This is a genomic window from Winslowiella toletana (assembly GCF_017875465.1).
GTDB classification, from domain to species: domain Bacteria; phylum Pseudomonadota; class Gammaproteobacteria; order Enterobacterales; family Enterobacteriaceae; genus Erwinia; species Erwinia toletana.
Genome location: NZ_JAGGMQ010000001.1, coordinates 4,912,380 through 4,934,440, shown reverse-complemented (window position 1 = coordinate 4,934,440; position 22,061 = coordinate 4,912,380). Strand labels below are relative to the sequence as shown.

Here is a 22,061-nt window from a genome sequence, read left to right as displayed (position 1 = left end):
GAGCAGTAACTTATGAAAACAGCAATCCTCAGCACGTTGATTGCCTCCACGCTGGCGATATTATCCTGTCCGTCATTTGCGCAGGACGAAGTAAATATCCGCATGTCGTGGTGGGGCGGCAATGGCCGTCATCAGGTGACGCTTAAAGCGCTGGAAGCATTTCACAAGCAGCACCCGAATATCAATGTTAAAGCCGAATATACCGGCTGGGATGGTCATCTGTCCCGCCTGACCACCCAGATTGCCGGTAATACCGAACCCGATGTGATGCAAACCAACTGGAACTGGCTGCCGATTTTTTCTAAAGACGGTAATGGTTTTTATGACCTCTACAAAGTGAAAGATCAGCTGGACCTGAGCCAGTTTGCCCCTAAAGAGCTGCAACAAACCACGGTAAATGGCAAGCTGAACGGTATCCCGATTTCGGTTACCGCCAGGGTGTTCTATTTTAATGACCAGACCTGGAGCCGGGCAGGATTGAAATATCCCACTAACTGGGATGAACTGATCGCTGCGGGTAAGGTGTTTAAGGGAAAACTCGGCGACCAGTATTATCCGATTATCCTTGAACATCAGGATACGCTGTCGCTGCTGCGTTCTTATATGACGCAAAAATACAACGCGCCAGTTATTGATGAGAGTGGTAAAAAATTCGCCTGGAGCCAGCCGCAATGGGTCGAATTCTTTACCCTGTATAAAACCATGGTCGATAACCATGTGATGCCTTCAACCAAATATTACGCCTCATTTGGTAAAAGCAATATGTATGAAATGAAGCCATGGATTAATGGCGAGTGGGGTGGAACCTATATGTGGAACTCCACCATTACCAAATATTCCGATAACCTGACCAAACCGGCCAGACTCGAACTGGGTCCTTATCCCATGCTGGCAGACGCTAAAGATGCGGGACTGTTCTTTAAACCGGCTCAGATGTTGTCGATAGGTAAATCCACCAAATATCCTGAGGAAAGCGCGCTGTTAATCAACTTTTTGCTGAACAGCAAAGAGGGCATAGATGCGCTTGGTCTGGAGCGCGGGGTGCCATTAAGCGCCGCAGCGGTGAAGCAGCTTCGCGAAAATGGCGTTATTAATAATGACGATCCTGCGGTATCCGGCTTACAGCTGGCATTAAATCTGCCACATGAAATGCAAACTTCACCTTATTTCGATGATCCACAGATGGTTGCACTGTTTGGCGACGTATTGCAGTCAATCGATTACGGCCATAAAACAGTGGCTGAAGCAGCTGATTATTTTAACCAACAGGGGAACAGAATACTAAAAAGAGCCATGCGCTAAAGATAGCCTGTAACAATGACGGCGGCAGACTAATTTTGTTGTTTAGTTTTATAACCCCCGCAAATTACATCGCAATATAAAAAGACTACAGATAAATAAACAGGTCGCCAGAGATATCCTTCGGCGATCAGGGGATTTGTATAAATTTTTTACCTGTTAATAACTCTGGGATATTAAAATGAAAGCTACATTAACAATTCTGGCAATGGCTGTGAGCTCGGTAATCAGTTTAAACGCTGTCGCGACAACCATTGACTATCGACATGAAATGAAAGATACCAGTAAATCTGACCATAAAGATCGATTGCTGCTCTCTAACCGCTTTGCCAATGGCTTTGGTTTATCACTGGAAGGAAAATGGGGGCAGCACAGTTCTGACACCACACCAAATAAGCCATTTCATGAGCATGTCAGTAATGGCACTGAAGTCGTCGCCAGCTATCTGTATAAATTTAATAATACCTTTTCGCTGGAGCCGGGTTTCTCGCTGGAATCCTCCTCTGATTCAAATAATTATCGTCCCTATCTGCGTGGTAAGGTGAATATTACCGACGATCTGTCAGCCTCATTGCGCTATCGTCCGTACTTTAAACGCAACCAGCCAGCTGAAACCAAAACCGATGAGAACGGGCATACGCTGACCATGGTGTTGGGTTATAAATTCCTCGAAAGCTATACGGTGGAATATGAGCTGGAATACAAAAAGTCTGAGGATGTGGTCTTATCCAACAATGAAAAGGACGAGTGGTCCCATGATATTAAGCTAGCGTATAAATGGGATAAAAACTGGACGCCTTATGTGCAGGTCGCCAATGTTGCTGGCAGCAGCACCACCGATGAGCGGCAGAGTCGTTTTCGCGTCGGTGTGGCCTATAATTTCTGATCTGGCAGCGTAAGTTATCACTGATTGTTATCTATGGGGAAAGCCTGTGCCGCAGCAGCTTTCCCTTTTTTATTTTAGGCGGATAAAATCGACAAAAGCGCGCATCGCAGGCGTCATAAACGCATTGCGGGGAAAATAGAGATGAAATCCGGCAACCGGTTTGCACCAGGCGGTTAACACACGTACCAGCGCGCCGCTGTTAAGTGCATGCGCCACGCTTCTTTCCTCCAGCAACGCCAGTCCGGCGCCTTGCTCAGCGGCCGCATGCAGCATATCAATATCGTTGCAGGTTAACGCTGGCTCTGGCTGCGCATCGACCATTTTCTCTTCACTGCTCAGTAACCAGCGGTAATGCGCGCCGGTGTTATGCCAGCGGTAATTGATACAGCGATGCTGGCTCAGATCCTCCGGAGTAGTGGGGATACCTGCAGACTGAAGGTAACGGGGTGAGGCAACCACCACCATTTTTAAATCCGCTGTCAATCTGACAGCGATCATATCCTTCGGCACCTTATCACCAGAACGAATCCCGGCATCGTAACCAGCGCCAACCACGTCATCGAGATGATCATCCATCACCAGATCGAGCCGGATATCCGGGTACTGGTTTATAAAACCCTCGATGAGCGGAATCATCACAAGGTGACCAGCCAGACGCGGCATATTGATTCGCAAAGCGCCACGCGGCGTCAGCCGGGTTTCCCCCACGTTCTGCACTGCGCTCTCCAGTGCGCTTATCGCTGGCGTTAACTGTTCCATAAACGTAAGGCCAGCCTGGGTTAATGAAACACTGCGAGTGGTTCGGTTGAACAGCCTGACCCGCAGGCGATTTTCCAGCGCACGGATCGTATGGCTTACCGCTGATGGCGACAGACCCAGCCGCTGTGCGGCACGCCGAAAGCTGCTCTCTTCAGCAACAGTCATAAAAGCCATCAGTTCGGCGTAATCTGTACCTTTCATATTGGTGTCTCTTATTCATCAGTTCATGCTGATTATACGGTATTAATTAATACTGGCGGCAGGAAGATAATAGCCGCCTGGCAGATAACGAGGTTTAACCGATAATGAAGATGATGAAACGTTGGGAAATGAATGGGTTAGGGCAGGCTGCACTCGCGCTTAATACCGTGGAGATACCGAAGCCTGCGGCAGATGAAGTGCTGGTGAAAGTCATCGCCGTGGCACTTAATCACCGTGACAGCATGGTGATTGAAAGCGGGCGTGGACTACCGTTACGTTTTCCCTTTACGCCAGGTTCTGACCTGTCCGGTACCGTAGTGGCAACCGGCGCGGCGGTGTCCGGATTCACGGTCGGTGATGATGTAATCTCGGTATTTACCCCGGACTGGGTTGAGGGTCTCCGCCCCGGTAATGCACGCGAGCACGCTTATCAGACTCTGGGCGGATTTTACCCGGGAGTGCTGGCCGAATATGTGGTGATGAAGGCCAGCTGGCTGATCAATAAACCGTTAACACTCAGCCATCAGGCTGCCAGCACTTTACCTTGCGCCGGTCTTACCGCCTGGTTTGCACTGGTTGTGTAAGCATACCTGTTTTAGTTCCACACACTTTTTGAGAGTTCCGGTTTTTCAGCCATCAGCCGGTATTCTTCCGGCGTCAGGTTATTCAGGGATTCATGAGGCCGCTCGCTGTTGTATTCCGTCAGCCAGCGCTCTGTGATTTCCCGTGCTTCATTCAGCGTTCTGAACAGATAAAAATCCAGGATTTCTGTCCGGTACGTCCGGTTAAAGCGTTCGATAAAGGCATTCTGTGTCGGTTTGCCTGGCCTGATAAATTCCAGCATCACGCCATGGTCCTCAGCCCATTGTGCCAGAGCCAGTGATATCAGCTCCGGGCCGTTATCCATCCGCATCTTCAGCGGATATCCACGGTTTGCCACTATCCTGTCCAGCACCCGCACAACCCGCTGCGCCGGGATATTCAGGTCAATTTCTATGGCCAGAGCCTCACGGTTAAAATCATCCACGACGTTGAAAGTCCGAAAACGTCGCCCACATGTCAGCGCGTCGTGCATAAAATCAATCGACCAGCTCTGGTTGAGTGCTTCCGGCGTTGCCAGAGGAGCCGGATTGCGCACCGGAAGACGTTGTTTCCCCTTGCGGCGAAAATTGAGTTTCAGCAGGCAGTAAATCCGGTGAACACGCTTATGATTCCAGGCGTTACCCTGCCTGCGAAGTACCTGAAAAAGCTTCTTAAATCCGTATCGCGGATAGCGTTCTGCCAGTTCAGTCAGCGCCAGGATCACCGGTTCATCACGCCGGGTATCGGGCTGATAAAAATACACCGTCCTGCTCAGCGATACTGTCCTGCATGCCTGGCGGATGCTCATGGAAAATTGTGCAGTCAGATAGCTGACAAGCTCCCGCTTTATCGCTGGTTTTAGAGCTTTTTTTCGATAACGTCCTTCAGCGCCCGGCATTCCAGACTCAGGTCGGCGAACATCTGCTTCAGGCGACGATTCTCGTCTTCAAGATCTTTCATCTTTTTGATATCTGAAGCCTCCATTCCGCCGTACTTTGCTTTCCAGTTGTAATAGCTGGCTTCGGATATTGCCGCTTCGCGGCAGACGTCCTTAACGGTACGTCCGGCTTCGACAGACTTCAGAACGGCAATGATCTGGTGTTCGGTGAATCGGGCTTTACGCATGGCGATCTCCTCAGAGGACATAATCAGTATGTCGGAAGATCTCTAAAAGTGAATGGACCGTTTTATCGGGATACTTACAGTTGAACGCGGCAATATTCAGCCGGAAGAAACAGTCCTGATTGAAGGCACCGGCGGCGTAGCGCTGGCGGGCTTGCAGATTGCCAGCTTACGGGGGGCCACCACCATTTTAACCACCAGTAGCGGTAAACTGGAGGCGGCATCAATGCTGGGCGCTACGCATGTGATCGATCGCCAGACCCAGGATGTCGCAGAAACCGTATTGCAACTGACAGCAGGTAAAGGCGTTGACCATGTACTGGAAATTGCCGGTGGTGCGCATCTCGGTAAAGCCGCGACAATGTCGGCAGTTGGCGGAAAAATTTATCTGATTGGCGCGCTGGAAGGCTTTGACGTTTCATCGCCACTGGAGCCGCTGATCTTTAAGGATCTCACCATTTACGGCATTGGCACCGGTCATCGCCACGCGTTGCAAAGGTTGATTTCGGCCTGTGACAGCAAAGGCATCGCACCGGTAATAGATCGCTGCTATCCGATGGCCTCACTGATGGAGGCGCTGGAGCATCTGCAAAGCGGCGCGATGGGTAAAATAGTGATCACGGTAGCGGATTAGCTGTTGTACCGTTCAAACTATCTCAATAATTTCATTTTTTGAGATAGTTTGAGATTAATGGCAACGTCAGCCGCCCCAGCGGCTTCTGAGATAACTGACCGCCTGCTGGGTCTGAGGTTGATTAAGATAGTTCTCTCTGAACAGAATCGTGCCGTTAATATTTGGCGCGGACTCATTTAAATCGAGCTGTTTTTTCAGCTCCGGTACGCCGCCATTTACCGTCCAGTCAGGTTCATTCTTTGACGATTCACCCACTTTATACAGTGCGACGCCAATATACAGGCGCGTATTAGTCGGCTTCACCACCTCCGCCCACCATTTTGCCAGCACATCATAACGGGCCGCTTTGCGTGAGAAGGGCCAGTAAATCTGGGGAGCAATATAATCCAGCAACCCCTGTTGTACCCAACGACGGGTATCGGCATAGGCTTCATCATAGGCCGCCGCACCACGTGTATCGGAACCCGCCGGGTCGTGGGAAAGGTTGCGCCACACGCCAGCCGGACTTACGCCGAATTCAACATCGGGTTTTAGCTGCTTAATCGTGCGCGAAACCTGTTCAATCAGCTGCTGAGTATTGTGTCGCCGCCAGTCTGCCTTTGCGGTAAATCCCTGACCATAGGTTTTGAAGGTCTGACTGTCATTAAGCGCAGAATCGGGGGATTCAGCATAAAAGTAGTCATCAAACTGCACGCCATCGACGGGATAACGCGCCACCACTTCGGCCACGATACTGGTAATCCAGTCACGTACCTCCGGGATGCCTGGGTCAAGGACAAAGCGATCGCCGGCAGTACGGATCCAGTCGCGATGCAGCACAAATACGCTGGCCGGATGCAGCGACAGGGTACGGTTTAGCTCAGTGACGGTTGAGGATTTGGTATTAACCGATACGCGATAGGGATTAAACCAGGCATGAACTTTCATCCCGCGCTTATGCGCTTCATCCAGCATAAACTGCAACGGATCGTAGCCGGGATCCTCACCAATAGTCCCCGTGAGCATATCCGACCATGGCAAAATTTTTGATGGCCACAGGGCGGTGCCATCAGGTTTTATCTGGAAGAACACGGTATTTATGCCGAGGTTTTTAAGTTTATCCAGCTTATCGGTCAGTGCTTTCTGCTGCTGGCTGTTGCGCAGCGCAGCATTGCTGATATTTACCGATGCTACTGGCGGCCAGTCAAGGCGGGAAACGGTGGCCAGCCACACCCCACGTACCGGCTGCTGACTGACTGGTTTACTCTCAACAGGCTGCCGGGTTACCGGTGGAAGCGGGGTGACCAGCGACTTTGGCGGCGGGGAGGAGCAGCTGGCAAGTAACAAGGCTGCGGCAACCAGTGCGGCTGGCTTTTTAGCTCGGATAACCCTGGGGATGGCAATAATTAACTCCACTGTTTTCTGCTGGCTGCTGATATAGAAGCATTCTCTTATTATCCAGATTAAAGTCAATGTTATATGCCACCACGTTCAACAGGACTAATATTGATGTATTGCGCGATCTTAACAGCCATTTTAGGCCCTTTCCCCGCATTTAGCACAGATTTGTTCTGTGAAACATGACGTTATAATACGGTTCAGGCTGTACGCTTATTGATGCCTTGCAAAAGAATGTCGATAAGTTATAGTCAGTTTATGATGTTTATCTTTTTTTCATAAACTCCCTAAACTTTACAGGAAAGCGATGAACCGTGTAATGAATCCTTTTTCCCCAGGTGCAGGTGCTGTACCAATGGAGCTGGCTGGAAGGGGGGAAATCCAGACCAAAATAGCTGAAAATCTGGAGAGAATCCGCATAGGCAGAAACAGTCAGGGCGTAATCCTCGTCGGGCTGCGTGGAGTCGGTAAAACTGTTTTACTTCAGACAGTTTTGACTGCCGCAGAGGAAAATGGCTTTCATACCATCAACATTGAAGCCTCTGAAAGAAAATCACTCCCTGCGATGCTGGCTCCAGACATTCGAACCGCGCTTTTGAGATTGAGCCGGATGAAAGAAGTTAAAGAGCTGGCTCAACGTGGATTAGCTGCGCTTGCTGGATTTGCCTCGAAATTAAAGGTCACTTACAGCGATATCGAGGTTGGATTAGATCTGGCACCGGAACCGGGATTAGCTGACAACGGCGATTTAGAGATAGACCTGACGGCGCTTCTCGAACAGGTCGGAATTGCAGCCCAAAAGGCCGGAACGGCACTGGTGATCTTTATTGATGAACTGCAATACATTCAGGAAAAGGAGATGTCAGCTCTTATTTCCGCATTGCACAGATGCTCACAAAAAAAATACCCGATCACCATTATTGCGGCTGGTCTCCCTCAGTTAAGAGGACGGATGGGTGATGCTAAGTCTTACGCTGAAAGGCTTTTTGAGTTTGTTGATATCGGTCCATTGACTAAAGAATACTGTATTGATGCGATCAGAAAACCGATTGAGGCGGAAAACGAGTCGATTAATGATGATGCGATTGACTGCATTTTCGAAAACACTCATGGCTATCCGTATTTCATTCAGGAATGGGGCAGCCATACCTGGAATATAGCTCACGCATCACCAATTACCAAAGAAGATGTTGAAGTCTCAACGCCAGAAACAATGGCCAAGCTGGATGCCAGTTTCTTTATGGTTAGATTTGATCGCTTAACCCCGAAAGAAAAAGAGTATCTAAAAGCAATGTCTGTACTTGGCCCCGGCCCACATCGCTCTGGTGATATTGCCAGTGAACTGGATAAGAACGTGAAGTCATTAGGGCCTGTGCGGCAAAGTCTGATAGATAAGGGGATGATCTGGAGTCCATCACATGGTGACACGGCGTTTACAGTGCCTCTGTTTGATCAGTTTCTGAATCGCGTGATGCCATGAGGAAAGCAGACGGACACAGCCAATGAAAAATATACATGATCAAAGGGCAGGGAAGCGCCCTTTTTTGGCCGCTTCTGCGTAAATTCTGATGCACTGGTGTGCTGCTAAAATCACAGAATTCACGTAGCGCGATCAATTACTGTTTATCCTTATTATTCATCAGGATAGAAAGATGGAGATATGTTGACAGACTTAGCAGAGTTACTGCCTGTAATTCAGCAGCTGGAAATCCATATGCATCAACAGAAAACTCGCCGTGATGTGCATCTGGTGAATAAATTGCTGCATAAGGAGTTTGTCGAGATTGGCCGCTCGGGTCAGAGTTATACACGCGAGCAAACCATAGCGGCGCTGGCGACGGAAAGTTCTCAGGCAGAAACAGAGGCCAGCGATTTTGCCCTGGCAATGATTACGGATGGTGTGGCATTGCTGACATATAAAAGTTGTCAGCACAACAGCACAGAGGAGATCAGCCAGCGAACACTGCGCTCATCAATCTGGGTGATGTCAGAAGATGGCAACTGGCAGATGCGTTTCCATCAGGGAACACCGGCAGCGGACTAAGCCGGCAAATTATCAGTGATCAAACAGACCATTAGCAGACAGCAGAGAAGGTTAGCAAGAATGCCGACTGTACGGTTCGTAACCTGATACTGAATTTAACATAATATACATTATGCGCACCAAGGTTGTAGAGGCTCAATGCTAATGTCTATTTCTGGCTCAATCCTAATGTCTGTGTAAATAGACCCTTTTTAGTTCCACGCACTTTTTGAGATCCCGGCCAGATGGTGTTGTATTCGGCATTCCTCCGGTGTCATGTTGTTCAGTGATTCATGTGGACGTTCACAGTTATATTCTGAAAGCCACTGCTCTGTGATTTCCCGTACTTCGTTCAGCGCCCTGAACAGATAGAAATCGAGTATTTCAGTGAGGTATGTCCGGTTAAAGCGTTCAATAAATGCATTTTGAGTCGGTTACCCGGTTCGATAAATTCCAGCCTCACTGCGTGCATTTCTGCCCACTCAGCCAGAGTCAGCGAAATAAATTCCGGGCCGTTATCCATCCGAAGCATCGCGGGATAGCATTACCAATCTTCAGGCGCTTCGTCGTATATTATTCGCACAGCAAATTTGAAGATGTAGTAACCCAAAATCAAACCCAGCAGCGTCAGCGCTGCAAGATAGTATCGATAGCTACTTTCCGATAAAAAGATAAACCACGCTGCATATGCGAGAGATAATCCACACACACCAATGCCAATCCCCTGTACGATACGCGAAATTGCAGCAAGTAAAAATTTTTTCATGGTTAAACTTTCTCAAAGAAATAACAACACGTTTGATTAAACTTGTTTCTGTCAGTAGACCATAAGTTAACAGCCTGTTCAAACGGCCTGGTTTTTTCCTCAACCATAAAATAAAGAAGGTCAAGGTTACCCAGTTGTTTTAGTCTGTCGTATATCTTGGGGTTGCGTCGATTGAGGTCACGCGAAACATAGATAGAGCGAGAAATGGCGGCACCCGCAGATAATACGCTACCTATTGCCAGTCCTGATGCTATACGCGGTACTAATCTGGATGAAAGTACGTATCCCATATTGGCCGATGCCAACTGATTAAATGTCATCCTTCCGAGAAAGCTACCTCCCCCCTTTGCTGAAAGCTCTTTAACTTTCTGAAAATCAACATGGTTAAGAAAGTTTTCCATAAACACATTAACGATTTTCTCAAGGCTCTGCCTTGACGCAACGCCGCTTTTTATCAGCCTTATAAACCTTTCTCTATCATATTGATTTTCCCAACGTTTGTCGGTGTCGATAAAGTCATAACCGAGATAGTAGAAGTCGACAGGCAACGAAACAAAACCGTGTAAAAAACCTCTAAAAAAAGTTTCCGTCAAGATGGATAGCATCCGCCATGTCGTTAGCAAGCTATGGTGCAGCAACAATTACGCTGTATAACCGAAGCACGGATAAAGCGGAGATTCTGCGAAAAGCGTTGCAAAAACAGTACTCTGATATAGTCGTTAATTCTGGTTCCGCGAAACCAGAGCATCACGATATTGCCATCAACGCCACGTCAGTCGGAATGGGTAATGATGGCAACACGCCCTTTTCGCTTGAAAAGCTGCACAGCACTACCCTGGTTTGCGACATCATTATTTATCCGGAAAAAACACCATTACTTCAGCAAGCTGAAAGCAAAGGCCATCCAACTCACTATGGCAGAGCCATGCTACAGCAGCAAATCACGCTTATGCGTGAATATATGCTTAACCAATAATTACTCTCTCAACCGGATTATTGAGATTTTTATACATAAATACACTCAGAGGGTCTTCACTATACGGTGGAAATGGATCGCAAAATTCGTATCCGCAATTTTGATACAGCGCTATCGCCGGTTTTTGATATATACCTGTTTCCAGACGCAAGAGATGGCAGTCAGATTTAACCGCGAGGTTTTCTAAGTAACCCACTATTTTTTCACCGATTTTCTGGCCCCGGTATTCAGAGCGAATATAGACACGCTTGATTTCCCCACTGCCATCACCCTGGAGAAATATCGCGCCGCATCCGGCAGGATTTCCATGCTGATCGCGAACGATTAAACAGCGAATCGACTCATCCTTGATAGTACTCAGTTCAAGGCAATGATTGCTCTCGGCAGGATAAAGTTTAGCTTGAAACGCATCCAGTTCAGCGACGAGTATCGCCAACTCTGCTGAATGCTTTTCTGTTTCAGAAATATGGAACATTTATATTGAATCCTTTCTGGCAATATTTTTTATAGCCACAATCTTACGAGATTACAGCACCAAATTCAGAATCCCGTAAGCGTAATTCAAGCCGCGCGATAAGTTGCCCCAGTTCACGCAGATCTGTGCCATCCAGCACCGGTCCAGGCTGACGCACCGTCGCACTGCGGATCACACCGCGCCGCCGCAGCGTCTCTTTACGCAGAGCGAGGCCAATGCCGAACTGGAACTCGTGGCGTAACAGCGGCAGATAAATATCAAACAGATCTTCAGCGGCTTCAGGCTTGCCCGCCTGAAACAGCGCGCAAACCTGCACCAGCATTTCCGGATAAGCAAAACCGGTCATCGCCCCATCGGCGCCACGCCGCATCTCCTGCGGTAAAAACAGCCCACCGTTACCGACCAGAATACTAATGCGTCGCAGGCCGCGCGCGGCGCTTTGTTCACGCACCTGACTCAGTTTGCGCAAGCCGGGTAAATCTTCATGTTTCAGCATCACCAATTGCGGCAATGCCTCAATCAGACGCAAAATCACCGCCACTGAAGTATGCACCCCGGTGGACTGCGGGAAATCCTGCAGGCAAATCGGCACATCACGGCCCAGCCACTCCGCCAGCGTAAGGTAGTACTGGCTAATCTGTTCATCAGTTTTAAGATTAGGTATCGGCGCCAGCATCACGCCAGCAGCGCCAGCTTCCATCGCGCTGTCACTTAAACGTTTCACGTGCTGATGCGATGCATGACTTACGCCAACCACCACCGGCACGCGTCCCTTTACCCTTGCCAGCACCCGGCGCATAAACAGCAGCGACTCCTCTTCCGTCAGTTTGGAGGCCTCGCCCATCATTCCAAGGATGGTGATGCCGCTGACCCCCTGTTGCAGGTAAAAATCGGTCAGCGTGTCGGTGCTGACCAGGTCCAGCTCACCGTTATCGGTAAAAGGTGTCGCAGAAATAATACAGACGCCATTCGCCTGTTCATTAAGTTTGTTATTCATCGTTACCTCGATTGCATGCGCAAGGCGCGTATTATTCAGCAAAAGCGATGGCGTCCCGTGACCGGAACCCCCAGTCGATAACCTGCCCCGGCGTGCGCTCAAGCGGCGGAATATCTGGTGGCGCATAGGCGATAATGGTTTGCCCCAGCGAGGCAATAAACAGTTTCCAGTGCATACCACAGAATGTCGCCATCTGGATTTCACCGCGATGCCGCTGAGACATTGGCTGGCCGCTACTACCGAGCAACAAATGTTCCGGACGAATGCCCAGCGTCGCCGCCCCTTCCTGCGGGATAAAATTACACTCACCGAGGAACCCGGCGACAAAAGGCGTACCCGGTTGGCGGTAAAGGTGTTCCGGCGCGCCGGATTCAACGATATTACCGTTCTCCATAATCACGATGGTATCGGACAGATTCATCGCTTCTTCCTGATCGTGGGTGACGAACACCACGGTCAGCCCCAGCTCCTGATGCAGTTGTTTAATCTGCAACTGGATCGACTGGCGCAGATTTTTATCCAGTGCCCCCAGTGGTTCATCCATCAGCAGGATATCCGGATTAAATACCAGCGCCCGCGCCAGCGCGGTGCGCTGTTGCTGGCCACCGGATAATTCTCCCGGCATGCGCTTGCGGTACTCCTCCAGGCTGACCAGCGCCAGCGCTTCGGAAACCTTGCGTTCGATATCCACTTCAGCTAACCGGCGCATACGCAGCGAAAACGCCACGTTTTCAAACACTGACATATGCGGAAACAGCGCGTAGTTCTGGAACACCATACCAATATTGCGATCGGCAATCGGCGTGCGGCTGACATCTTTACCGGCAATACATACCCTGCCCTGATCCGGCGTTTCAAACCCGGCGATAATCTTCAGTAAGGTGGTTTTACCGGAACCGGAGGCGCCAAGTAACGTGCAAAACTCCCCGCGTCGCACTGACAGGTTTACGTTCGGCAGAGCGATAACGTCACCGTAGACTTTGCGGATCCCGGTCAGCGTGACGTCTTTACCTTGTTGTTGTTTCATGCTTTTCTCCTTGGCGACCGAACAGACTCCAGGCCAGTAAGATCAGCGCGGTCGCGCCAATCAGCACACAGGATGCGGAAATCACCGTCGGATCAAAATCAAACGACAATCCCTCATACATCAGTTTTGGCAAGGTGCGATTACGCAGCGTGGTCAGGAACAGCGCCATCACCACATCGTCAAACGATGTAATAAAGGCAAACACTGCCCCGCCAATCATGCCTGGCAGCAGCGCCGGTAACATCACGCGTCTGAACATCTGCGGCCAGCTGGCGCCGAGGCTGAGCGCCGCCAGTTCGAGACTGGGATCAAAACGTTGCAGCGCGGCGCGCATCGTGATGTAGGTAAAGGGCGTGGCCAGCACGGTGTGGCCGAAAATCAGCGCCAGCGAATTATTGATCAGTCCCAGTGGGCCGCACAGGTAATAGAGCGCCACGGCGGTAATAATCGCCGGTACGGACATCGGAATAATAAATAATATTTCCAGCAACCCTTTGCGGTTTGAACGCATTTTATAGACGCCCAGCGCTGCAGTGGCCCCGAGAATCAGCGATAACAGGGTGACGACAACGCCGACTTTAACGCTCTGCCATAACGCCGCCATCCATTTCGCATCAGCAAAGAAGTTGTTATACCAGCGCAGCCCATATTGCGGTGGCGGGAAGGTCGGGAAGTTGCCGGTGCCAAAACTGATCGGAATAACCACCAGTATTGGCAATATCAGAAACAGCGCACATAACACGCCCGCCATGGCGCTGAACCGCCCGCCGCTGGTTCGCCGCGCGCCACCCGGCTGGTTGCCCTTCCCGCTCTGGCCGCCCATCAGTTTGTCGAGGCCGAACAGGCGATTAAACAACCACAGCGCCAGCAACGTGGTTACCAGCAGCACGCCAGCCAGTGCAGCGGCGATACCCCAGTTCAGCTCATCACTGATATTGTGCGAGATCAGCTCGGCAATCATCCGCTGCGCTGGCCCTCCCATCAGCGAAGGGGTGATGTAATAGCCGATGGCGTTCATAAAAACAATAATCGCCCCCGCCACCACGCCTGGCCGGGTTAACGGTAAAATCACCCGGGTGAATATGCCAATCGCATCAGCGCCCAGACTCTGGGCGGCCTGCACCAGCGAGTTATCCATCGCGCGAAATGAGGCGTACAGCGGCAACACCACAAACGGCATCAGCACATGCGTCATGCCGATCAATACGCCGGTAAAGTTATAAAGAAAGGCAATCGGTTGATCGATAACCCGGGTGGTGACCAGCAGCGTATTCAGCGGTCCGTTTTGCTGCAACAGCGCAATCCACGCCGAGGTGCGCACCAGCGCGCTGGACCAGAACGGCAGCAATACGGCGAAAAACAGCAATTTTGACAGTGCCGGTCGCACCGAGGCCATCAGGTAAGCCAGCGGGTAGCTCATCACCACACAACAGCAGGTCACCACTGCGGCAATGACAAACGTATTCTGCAGCACAATACGGTAGATCGGCACATTCCACAGATGCAGATAATTATCGGCCGATAGCGCCCCATGACTGTAAAAGCCCTGTTTCAGCAACTCAATAATCGGCCAGATAAAAAACAGCGCCAGGAAAACCAGTAACGGTAAAGCCAGCAGCGTCAGGCGGGAAAAGCGTCTGATTCCCTTTTCACTCGCCGTGGCGCTTAGCGTTATTGATGACATAGCCCCTCCTTGCGCGTCTGGAATACATTATTCACGTCGTCTCTCCGGCTTGCGATAACACGGCTAGCTGATAAATAACTTGCGCGGATACTGGGTTAATCGCTCGTAGCCATCTTCGGTAATGGTGATGGTTTCGGACATACCGAACCCCCGCGCCAGCACATAGGTATGGAAGGTCATGCCGGGAGAAAAATGCCATGTACAACCCGGAGCCGCCTCGAGTGGCTCGCCACCACTGGGCGCCAGCAGCAGGCCGACCGAATAGAAGGTTTTATTGGTATAGGTTTCTCGTAACCCTGCCGCCAGCACCCCCTCGCGATAGATGGCATCCGGCACACTGCCCGCCACACCCGGCCTGACCTCCGCCAGCGCGGCATCCTGAATAGCAATCAGCTGTTCGACCACGCGCTGGTCTTCATCGCTGGCCTGCCCGACACGGATTGGTCGCATAAAACGCGCATGGTAATGACGCACGTTTGGCGTGGTTTCAATCTGCACGATATCGCCGTGTGCCAGCACCCGATCGCTGTAGCCGCCATGCAGATGGTACGCCCGCTCTCCTGATGACATCACTCCCGGCCCCGGCAGATCGCTGCCCGCACGGATCATTGCGCCACAGATTTCAGCCGCCATTTCGCGTTCGCTGACGCCAGTACGGGCAGATGCTATCGCTGCTGACATGCCCGCCTCCGCCGCCCGGGCTGCGCGGCGCTGATAAGCAATTTCCGCGGGCGATTTTATAAAACGCATTTGTGTCACCAGCTGGCTTTCATCGAGCATCAGGGCTGCGGGTAAACCAGCCTTGATGCCATTAAACCGCGCCACCGACAATGGCCATGCGCCCATTTCCACCGCCAGGCGCGGTGAATGGCCAAGTCGCGCGCGGATTGCCTGCACGGCGATATCCGTTTTATCGTCGCTGTCGTTCCACATCACCCGATCGCCATAGATGCAGGTGCTGTCGAGATAATATTCCTCCACGTCGCGGCAGATCACCGTCGGCTCGCCGTTTGCCGGAATAATGGCAAACTGGAAAGAGGAGTAGGCGCGGGTAAAGAATCCCGTCAGCCAGGTCACGCTTTCCGGCATAAATGCCAGCAGCGCGTCATAACCTTTTTCGATCAGTTGCTGCTGCACCCGTTGCAGGCGCTGCTCATACTCTGTTTTTTCAAACCAGTAGCTGGTTGCCACCATCACATATCCCCCTTTAATCGATTGACGATCATTGCTGCATCGCGGTGTTATAGGCTTCGCCTGCCGCCAGCGAGTGATCCGCCCACCAGTTGATATTCATAAACAGTGCATTGGACAAACGCTCCGGGGTCGAAGGCAGCCGCGCCTGGCGGGTTTTATCGATCAGCGGAATGGATTTAGGGGTAACCGGACCGTAGGCCACATACTGACTGAAACGGGCCTGCACGTCGGGACGGATAATGTAGTTAAGGAACTTAACCGCCTGCGCCTTGTTCGGTGCATTTTTGACAATCATAAAATAGCCCACCTGCGCCACCGACTGATCCCAGGACATCGCAATCGGCTGACCGCTATCGATCCCGGCCTGGAAGCGACCGTTCCAGCCCAGCGCCATCACCACTTCGCCACTGGCCAGCGCCTGCACCGGCTGCGCGCCGGATGACCACCACATCGCAACATCAGGTTTAATCTGGCGGATCTTATCCAGCGCCCGTTTCATACCTGCGGGAGTATCAAGGGTTTTATAGACATCTGCGGGGGCTACGCCATCGGCGAGCAGTGCGGCTTCCAGCACCGTATCGGGTTTATCCGGCAGCGTGCGTTTACCCGGGAATTTTTTTACATCCCAGAAGTCAGCGAACGTTTTCGGACCGCCGTTGGGAAAGGCTTTAGTTGAATAACCGATTACCGTGGAGAAAATTTCAGACGGCACACCGTAGTCATTGCGTGCTTCCGGCAGGACATTCTCTTCATTGACCATTTCCGGCGTGATCTTCTCAAAAAGTCCGCTTTTCGCCCCCTGCATCAGGCTGGCGCCGCCTGCAGTCACCACGTCCCACTCCACCTTATGGATATCCACCATGGCCTTGATGCGCGCGATAACCGGATTGGTATCTTCAATAATTTCGATGCCGCTCTCTTTGGTAAAGGGTTTCATCCACGCCTCGCGGATACCGTCCTGATAAGCCCCGCCCCAGCTGGCGAAGGTCATTTCATCCGCGGCGGTGGCGCTTAACGGCATTGCCAGCGAGAAAACCACCGAAAAGGCAACTAACATACCGGGCACTGTTGCATGCAATCTTGTCATTACATCTTTCCCTTTATTAATTGATCAAGACCGGTACCGTCACTTATCAGTGATCCGCACCGGGCGATAAATGGTTATCTGGAAATAAATGTCACAAAGCGGGTAAGCATCGACTTGGCTGCGATAGCCTCGTCGGCGGTAGCGATTAACTGTGCGATATCGCCGCCATCGCGTTCCATCGTGGCGCGGTTCTGTTCAAACCACAGTGGCGCCTGCTCCAGCGTAATTTCCGGATGGCCCTGGATTCCCCAGATCGGCTGATCTTTATAACGCCAGATCTGATTGGGACACTGGTCGCTGGCGGCCAGAATGGTCATATCCGGGTGAGTGGCGCGTACTTCATCGTTATGCCAGACAAACATATACACCTGTGGCACGATGCCGGCGGCGATACTATCTTCAGCGGCTGCGGGCGTTGCCTGTAGCCATTTATTGCCGATCTCACAGGTTTCACGCCGGAATACCTGGTCCTTACCACATAATGCTGAGGCGAGGATCTGGCTGCCAAAACAGATGCCTAGCATCGGGATACCCAGCGCGGCGGCTTCGCTGATTAACTGATGTTCACGGTGTATAAAAGGAATATCTTCATACGCGCCGTGCGGGCTGCCGGAGAGAAAAATACCGTCGTAACCGCGCAGATCGTCAGGAAATTCGTTTTGCCACGCCCAGTAGTGATCGACCTCTAATCCCCATGCTGCAAATCGTTCCTCCAGCCGGGCAATCGTCTGTTTCGATTTGCCATTATGGAGATAAAGCAGACGCTTCTGACCCATTCACTCCCCCTGATACGGATTGACGGACCGCCGTAAGCGGTCAGGATTTATCGCAAACTGCTGGCCGTGAACGACTGAAGAATGCCGTAACGTGCCCCTTCGATGTGCTGAACCATTAACTGTGCAGCCCGATCGCCATCACCCGCTTCTATGGCGTCAATAATGGCGAGGTGCTCGTCGCGTCCGGACTCAAAGCGCGTCGGCACCGTCTCTTTACCAAACATCCTTGTGCGGGCGCGCAGTTCACTGATTAGCCGCAGAGATAATTTATTGCCGCTGGTTTCAGCAATGCTGAGATGCAAAAAGTCGTCGACTTCCCAATGGTCGCTGGCGGTCACCTGATCGGGACTGGTCATTGCCATCAGACGCTGGCGGATATCTGCCAGCTTCGCCGCCGACATTTTGCCAGCAGCATTACGTGCTGCGTCAGCCTCGAGCAAAATGCGTACCGCCATAATTTCCAGGATTTCACTTAACTCCACGCCATTCACCAGCAGCGTTCTGCCGGATCGACGCAGATAGTCGCTGCCTTCCAGCCGGCCGAGCGCTTCGCGAACGGGCGTTCGCGACAGGCCGAGCTGTTCTGCCAGTCGGCGTTCATTGACCACTTCGCCATTACTGAGCGCGCCGCTCTGGATCATATGCAGCACGGCGTTATACGCATTTTGCGTTAACGACTGATCGCTGGTTGGGGCTAATTTCGTCAATTTAATCCTCGCCTGCCAGGTGCATGATTTTTGTGCTGCTTATTTTTTGTATTCTATTTGTATACCATTTGTCCACCACGCGACTTTGCGGCGAATTGCGTTAAAAATAAGTTTATTGGCATTGAACGGCAGAGAAATAAGCAAAGCTTATTTTTTAGCCATGGTCGGGGTGAGAAGCGTGCAGATGGGATAATGCCTGCCCGCATCAGCGGCGGTGCGGCTTAAACGGAGAAGTAGAAAAAATCGCAGAGATAGCAGGTCATAGCTTAAAGTTAGCCTTAATGACCTGGCTGAGGTTTCTGAAATAAATAATTCGTATAGATATAAACGAGGGAAAGCAGCTTTCGCGACTTAGCTGCTTCCTCGCTGCTGACTGGCAGTCACGCTCAGTTTTTTAGTGTTAACGTAATACGGGTCAGCTCGGATGGACGGCCTAACCGGATCGCCATCCCCGGCCAGAGCGCAGTTCCGTTATTGACATACAGTGACATGCCATCCACTTCATAGTGCCCCGAAACAAAGCCACCATTGGCGCGGGCAAACAGCCGATCAAAACCCGCAATCAACCCGCCATGGGTATGGCCAGATAACTGACCGCCGACGCCCTGCGCCGCATTCAGTCGTGCATTACGCGGTTGATGATCAAGCAGCATCACGGCCGCATCCTGTGGCGCGCCCGCCAGCGCTTTGCCCAGATCCGGACCGGGGAAACCTGAGCGTGGCGCCGATAAGTCCGTCACCCCAGCCAGCACCAGATTCTCTCCACGCCGCTCAATCACCGTGTGACTGTTAATCAGCGGTTTCATGCCCAGTGAATCAAGGTGTTCAGTCCATACCTGTTGTTCAAAGAAATATTCGTGATTGCCGGTAATAGTAAAAACACCGTCTGGCGCCTGCAGGCCGCGTAACGGATCAACGTCCCGTTTCCTGTTTGCCAGGGTGCCGTCAATCACATCTCCGGTGATAACAATCAGGTCCACACTCAGGGCATTGGCCCGTTTAACCAGGCGTGCCGTCCATAAGCTGTTAAATAGCCTGCTGATATGCAAATCAGTCAGTTGCAGCAGCTGATAGCCCTCAAACTGACGCGACAGGTTTTTAACTTCGATAATAATATCTTTTACCGGCGGCACCCGTATGGCCTGATAAACGCCAAATGCCGCGACAATCATCGCGCCAGTGCCCAGCACATAGCGAACGGCGGGGACCATCTCCAGCGGGTGCTGAAACAGCAGCGCGATCAGCGTTACCGCGTCCAATAGCAGCTGAGAAATGGCGATAAATAACACCGTACTGAACGCCCAGTTAAACAGGATAATCACCGCTCTGGGCATCTCCGGCGACATTGCACTGCCCGATGAAAACTTGCTGAACAGCAGATACTGTGAAGAGATCAGCATCAGTAAGGCAACCACTACTTTTACCGCTGGCGGCCAGGGTAACGGGCCAATAAAACGCACAATGGCATACCAGCTGGGCAGGCTAAAAATCAGATGAAACATTATTATAATTCCCGGTAATTGGATTATACGCCGGGCATTCAGGTGTCGATCAGCGCATCATAAAGCACCTGTAGCCGCAGTCGCAAAAACAGCACCGCCTGGTGCTTACGCGATAACAGGGTTTCAACCGCAGTCCCTGTTTCATCGGCTAGTTGCTTAAAGGAATAGCCCTGAAGTTCAGTCATTTCAAATGCTTCACGCTGTGGCAACGGCATATCCGCCAGCGCCTGTTCCAGCTCCTGCCAGACCAGCTGACTTAAATACTGATCTTCGGCGCCGTTTTGCGGATTAAGCAATATCTCCCCGAACGCTTCCTCAGCAGGCCACTGGTTATCCAGCATATCGGATAACAGTAATTCCCGCTTTTTACGCGATCTGTCGATCAGCTCGTTACGTGCGGCGCGATAGAGCCAGGCGGCGACCTGCTCAACAGGATGGAGATAGCTGTCAGCTTTAATCAACTGATAGCTGATCTCCTGATACACATCTTCCGCATCGGCAATACTGGCGGTGCGTCTGGCAATAAACGCCCGCAGCCGTCTCTGGCAGCCACGCAGAGCAGCGATCAGATCAAGGTTCCGCTCCGTAGCTGTTTTCGTCATTATGCCTGGCCACTCTCATCGCTACGCGATTGATTATCCTGTTCCTTACGATGACAGCAACCATGCCAGCGCCCCCTGCCGCGCTGTTTAATAAACGCCTCACGCTGCTCAGGACTCATCGCCATCCAGTGTTCGCGTAGCTCCCGGCCATGGCGTCCAAACAGGCCATGGCCCCTGAAACCGCCGAACAGGATTTTACTCAGGATCAGTAAGCCCAGCGCCTGGAAAAAACTGATGCTTTTTACGCCAAAAATATCCGGCAGCAGCGCATTCCACAGCAACATCACCAGCGTGGTCGCCGCGATAACCGCCACTGCAATCATCACCACTATTTTAAATTTACGATCGTTCATCTTCTCTACTCTATGTTGTTTAGCTACAGAGGTAGACGAATCAGCAGTAAAAATATTTGCGCCTGGCAGGATTTTTTTTACAACTCTGCCTGACGCTCCCCGGTGAGGCTTCGCAATCTGTGCGCGCTAAGGTATAGTCCGCATTTTACGGAGGAACCATGCTGACCAACTCATCCATTCGCCTTAACAAATATATCAGCGAGAGCGGTATCTGCTCACGCCGCGATGCCGACCGCTACATCGAACAGGGTAATGTTTTTATTAACGGCAAGCGTGCCACGGTGGGTATTCAGGTCGCTCCCGGCGATGTGGTGAAGGTTAACGGTCAGCTTATCGAGCCGCGTGACGAAGAAGATCTGGTCCTGATCGCGCTGAATAAACCGGTTGGCATTATCAGCACCACGGAAGAGGGTGAACAGGATAATATTGTTGATTTCGTTAACCACAGCAAGCGCGTCTTCCCGATCGGCCGTCTGGACAAAGAGTCACAGGGACTGATTTTCCTCACCAATCACGGTGATTTGGTTAACAAAATCCTGCGTGCTGGCAACGACCATGAAAAAGAGTACGTGGTGACCGTCAACAAGCCGGTGACTGATGAGTTTATTACTGGCCTTGGCGCCGGTGTGCCGATGCTGGGCACGGTGACCAAAAAATGCAAAGTAAAGAAAGAAGCGACCTTTGTGTTTCGTATCACGCTGGTGCAAGGGCTTAACCGTCAGATTCGCCGTATGTGCAAACACTTTGGCTATGAAGTCACCAAACTTGAACGTACGCGGATTATGAACGTTAATCTGAAGGGGCTGCCGCAGGGCGAGTGGCGGGATCTGACTGACGATGAACTGATCGAGTTATTTAAGCTGATTGAAAACTCCTCTTCCGAAGAAAAACCAGTTAAAAAGACCCAGGCTAAACCCGCCGTCGCGAAAAAACCGGTTACTGGCGCGGCAAAAAACGCCGAAAAAGCGGAGGGTAATTCGGCTTCGCGCAAACGCTTTAACCAGCCCGGCCGTAAGAAAAAGGGACGTTAAA

At 51.3% G+C, this 22,061-nt stretch carries 24 protein-coding genes and 1 pseudogene; 8 read left to right on the top strand and 17 right to left on the bottom strand.

What is annotated here, in order from left to right:
* Positions 1-12: 12 nt before the first annotated feature.
* Both J2125_RS23145 and J2125_RS23140 read left to right on the top strand, forming a co-directional pair.
* Entirely contained in the window at positions 13-1,302 is a 1,290-nt protein-coding gene (locus tag J2125_RS23145) for an ABC transporter substrate-binding protein (RefSeq protein WP_017802309.1), read from the top strand.
* 178 nt (positions 1,303-1,480) lie between these two features.
* Positions 1,481-2,185: an oligogalacturonate-specific porin KdgM family protein gene (locus tag J2125_RS23140; RefSeq protein ID WP_017802308.1), complete on the top strand. Its 705-nt coding sequence runs from the start codon at positions 1,481-1,483 to the stop codon at positions 2,183-2,185.
* Between the two features lie 69 nt (positions 2,186-2,254).
* Here the strand turns inward: J2125_RS23140 and J2125_RS23135 are convergent, their stop codons facing one another.
* Entirely contained in the window at positions 2,255-3,145 is an 891-nt protein-coding gene (locus J2125_RS23135; protein WP_017802307.1) for a LysR family transcriptional regulator, read from the bottom strand.
* A 110-nt stretch (positions 3,146-3,255) separates the two neighbouring features.
* On the opposite strand from J2125_RS23135, the gene J2125_RS23130 reads away from it, so the two are divergent.
* Positions 3,256-3,729, top strand: a complete 474-nt coding sequence (locus J2125_RS23130; protein ID WP_244987164.1) for an alcohol dehydrogenase catalytic domain-containing protein — start codon at positions 3,256-3,258, stop codon at positions 3,727-3,729.
* 11 nt (positions 3,730-3,740) lie between these two features.
* On the opposite strand, the gene J2125_RS23125 is transcribed toward J2125_RS23130, so the two are convergent.
* A protein-coding gene (locus tag J2125_RS23125) for an IS3 family transposase (protein WP_209499454.1) occupies positions 3,741-4,852 on the bottom strand; the annotation gives its coding sequence in 2 pieces (ribosomal slippage) (positions 3,741-4,591 and positions 4,591-4,852; 1,113 coding nt in all).
* A 52-nt stretch (positions 4,853-4,904) separates the two neighbouring features.
* Here J2125_RS23125 and J2125_RS23120 point away from each other — a divergent pair.
* On the top strand, positions 4,905-5,483 hold the full coding sequence (locus tag J2125_RS23120; RefSeq protein WP_209499543.1) for a zinc-binding dehydrogenase: 579 nt from the start codon (positions 4,905-4,907) through the stop codon (positions 5,481-5,483).
* 66 nt (positions 5,484-5,549) lie between these two features.
* On the opposite strand, the gene J2125_RS23115 is transcribed toward J2125_RS23120, so the two are convergent.
* Positions 5,550-6,878, bottom strand: coding sequence for a glycoside hydrolase family 10-like protein (locus tag J2125_RS23115; protein WP_017802305.1), 1,329 nt, complete (start codon positions 6,876-6,878; stop codon positions 5,550-5,552).
* A 289-nt stretch (positions 6,879-7,167) separates the two neighbouring features.
* On the opposite strand from J2125_RS23115, the gene J2125_RS23110 reads away from it, so the two are divergent.
* The gene (locus J2125_RS23110; RefSeq protein ID WP_017802304.1) at positions 7,168-8,340 is read left to right on the top strand and encodes an ATP-binding protein; all 1,173 of its coding nucleotides are present in this window, start codon (positions 7,168-7,170) and stop codon (positions 8,338-8,340) included.
* A 180-nt stretch (positions 8,341-8,520) separates the two neighbouring features.
* A complete protein-coding gene (locus tag J2125_RS23105; protein ID WP_017802303.1) occupies positions 8,521-8,904 on the top strand; it encodes a nuclear transport factor 2 family protein in 384 nt (127 codons plus the stop codon).
* A 191-nt stretch (positions 8,905-9,095) separates the two neighbouring features.
* On the opposite strand, the pseudogene J2125_RS23100 reads toward J2125_RS23105, so the two are convergent.
* The 3 genes and pseudogenes from J2125_RS23100 to J2125_RS23090 form a co-directional block, all read right to left on the bottom strand.
* Positions 9,096-9,421: pseudogene (locus tag J2125_RS23100) on the bottom strand (transposase); the annotation flags it as partial.
* Positions 9,422-9,427: 6 nt separating this feature from the next.
* On the bottom strand, positions 9,428-9,649 hold the full coding sequence (locus J2125_RS23095; protein ID WP_017802302.1) for a hypothetical protein: 222 nt from the start codon (positions 9,647-9,649) through the stop codon (positions 9,428-9,430).
* 2 nt (positions 9,650-9,651) lie between these two features.
* On the bottom strand, positions 9,652-10,242 hold the full coding sequence (locus tag J2125_RS23090) for a hypothetical protein (protein ID WP_198510892.1): 591 nt from the start codon (positions 10,240-10,242) through the stop codon (positions 9,652-9,654).
* 17 nt (positions 10,243-10,259) lie between these two features.
* Here J2125_RS23090 and J2125_RS23085 point away from each other — a divergent pair, with 17 nt between their 5' ends.
* The gene (locus tag J2125_RS23085) at positions 10,260-10,625 is read left to right on the top strand and encodes a shikimate dehydrogenase family protein (protein WP_017802300.1); all 366 of its coding nucleotides are present in this window, start codon (positions 10,260-10,262) and stop codon (positions 10,623-10,625) included.
* Here J2125_RS23085 and J2125_RS23080 read toward each other — a convergent pair.
* The 11 genes from J2125_RS23080 to J2125_RS25075 form a co-directional block, all read right to left on the bottom strand.
* Entirely contained in the window at positions 10,615-11,100 is a 486-nt protein-coding gene (locus J2125_RS23080) for a GNAT family N-acetyltransferase (RefSeq protein ID WP_017802299.1), read from the bottom strand. The genes J2125_RS23085 and J2125_RS23080 overlap by 11 nt on opposite strands.
* A 43-nt stretch (positions 11,101-11,143) precedes the next feature.
* The gene (locus J2125_RS23075; RefSeq protein ID WP_085939534.1) at positions 11,144-12,097 is read right to left on the bottom strand and encodes a dihydrodipicolinate synthase family protein; all 954 of its coding nucleotides are present in this window, start codon (positions 12,095-12,097) and stop codon (positions 11,144-11,146) included.
* Between the two features lie 31 nt (positions 12,098-12,128).
* Entirely contained in the window at positions 12,129-13,124 is a 996-nt protein-coding gene (locus tag J2125_RS23070) for an ABC transporter ATP-binding protein (RefSeq protein ID WP_017802297.1), read from the bottom strand.
* Positions 13,105-14,808 carry an ABC transporter permease subunit gene (locus J2125_RS23065; protein WP_017802296.1) on the bottom strand — a complete coding sequence of 568 codons (1,704 nt, stop codon included), beginning with the start codon at positions 14,806-14,808 and terminating at the stop codon, positions 13,105-13,107. The genes J2125_RS23070 and J2125_RS23065 overlap by 20 nt, the downstream gene beginning before the upstream one ends.
* A 63-nt stretch (positions 14,809-14,871) precedes the next feature.
* Positions 14,872-16,002: a M24 family metallopeptidase gene (locus tag J2125_RS23060; protein WP_017802295.1), complete on the bottom strand. Its 1,131-nt coding sequence runs from the start codon at positions 16,000-16,002 to the stop codon at positions 14,872-14,874.
* Between the two features lie 28 nt (positions 16,003-16,030).
* A complete protein-coding gene (locus tag J2125_RS23055; RefSeq protein ID WP_100229626.1) occupies positions 16,031-17,089 on the bottom strand; it encodes an ABC transporter substrate-binding protein in 1,059 nt (352 codons plus the stop codon).
* A 74-nt stretch (positions 17,090-17,163) separates the two neighbouring features.
* A complete protein-coding gene (locus tag J2125_RS23050) occupies positions 17,164-17,865 on the bottom strand; it encodes a type 1 glutamine amidotransferase (RefSeq protein ID WP_017802293.1) in 702 nt (233 codons plus the stop codon).
* A 47-nt stretch (positions 17,866-17,912) separates the two neighbouring features.
* Positions 17,913-18,572 carry a GntR family transcriptional regulator gene (locus J2125_RS23045; protein WP_017802292.1) on the bottom strand — a complete coding sequence of 220 codons (660 nt, stop codon included), beginning with the start codon at positions 18,570-18,572 and terminating at the stop codon, positions 17,913-17,915.
* 386 nt (positions 18,573-18,958) lie between these two features.
* Positions 18,959-20,074, bottom strand: coding sequence for a metallophosphoesterase (locus J2125_RS23040; protein WP_017802291.1), 1,116 nt, complete (start codon positions 20,072-20,074; stop codon positions 18,959-18,961).
* Positions 20,075-20,112: 38 nt separating this feature from the next.
* The gene (locus J2125_RS23035) at positions 20,113-20,676 is read right to left on the bottom strand and encodes an RNA polymerase sigma factor (protein WP_017802290.1); all 564 of its coding nucleotides are present in this window, start codon (positions 20,674-20,676) and stop codon (positions 20,113-20,115) included.
* Positions 20,676-21,029, bottom strand: a complete 354-nt coding sequence (locus J2125_RS25075; RefSeq protein ID WP_017802289.1) for a hypothetical protein — start codon at positions 21,027-21,029, stop codon at positions 20,676-20,678. The genes J2125_RS23035 and J2125_RS25075 overlap by 1 nt, the downstream gene beginning before the upstream one ends.
* Positions 21,030-21,187: 158 nt before the next feature.
* Here J2125_RS25075 and rluF point away from each other — a divergent pair, with 158 nt between their 5' ends.
* On the top strand, positions 21,188-22,060 hold the full coding sequence (gene rluF / locus J2125_RS23025) for a 23S rRNA pseudouridine(2604) synthase RluF (RefSeq protein WP_017802288.1): 873 nt from the start codon (positions 21,188-21,190) through the stop codon (positions 22,058-22,060).
* The last annotated feature ends 1 nt before the right edge of the window (position 22,061 follow it).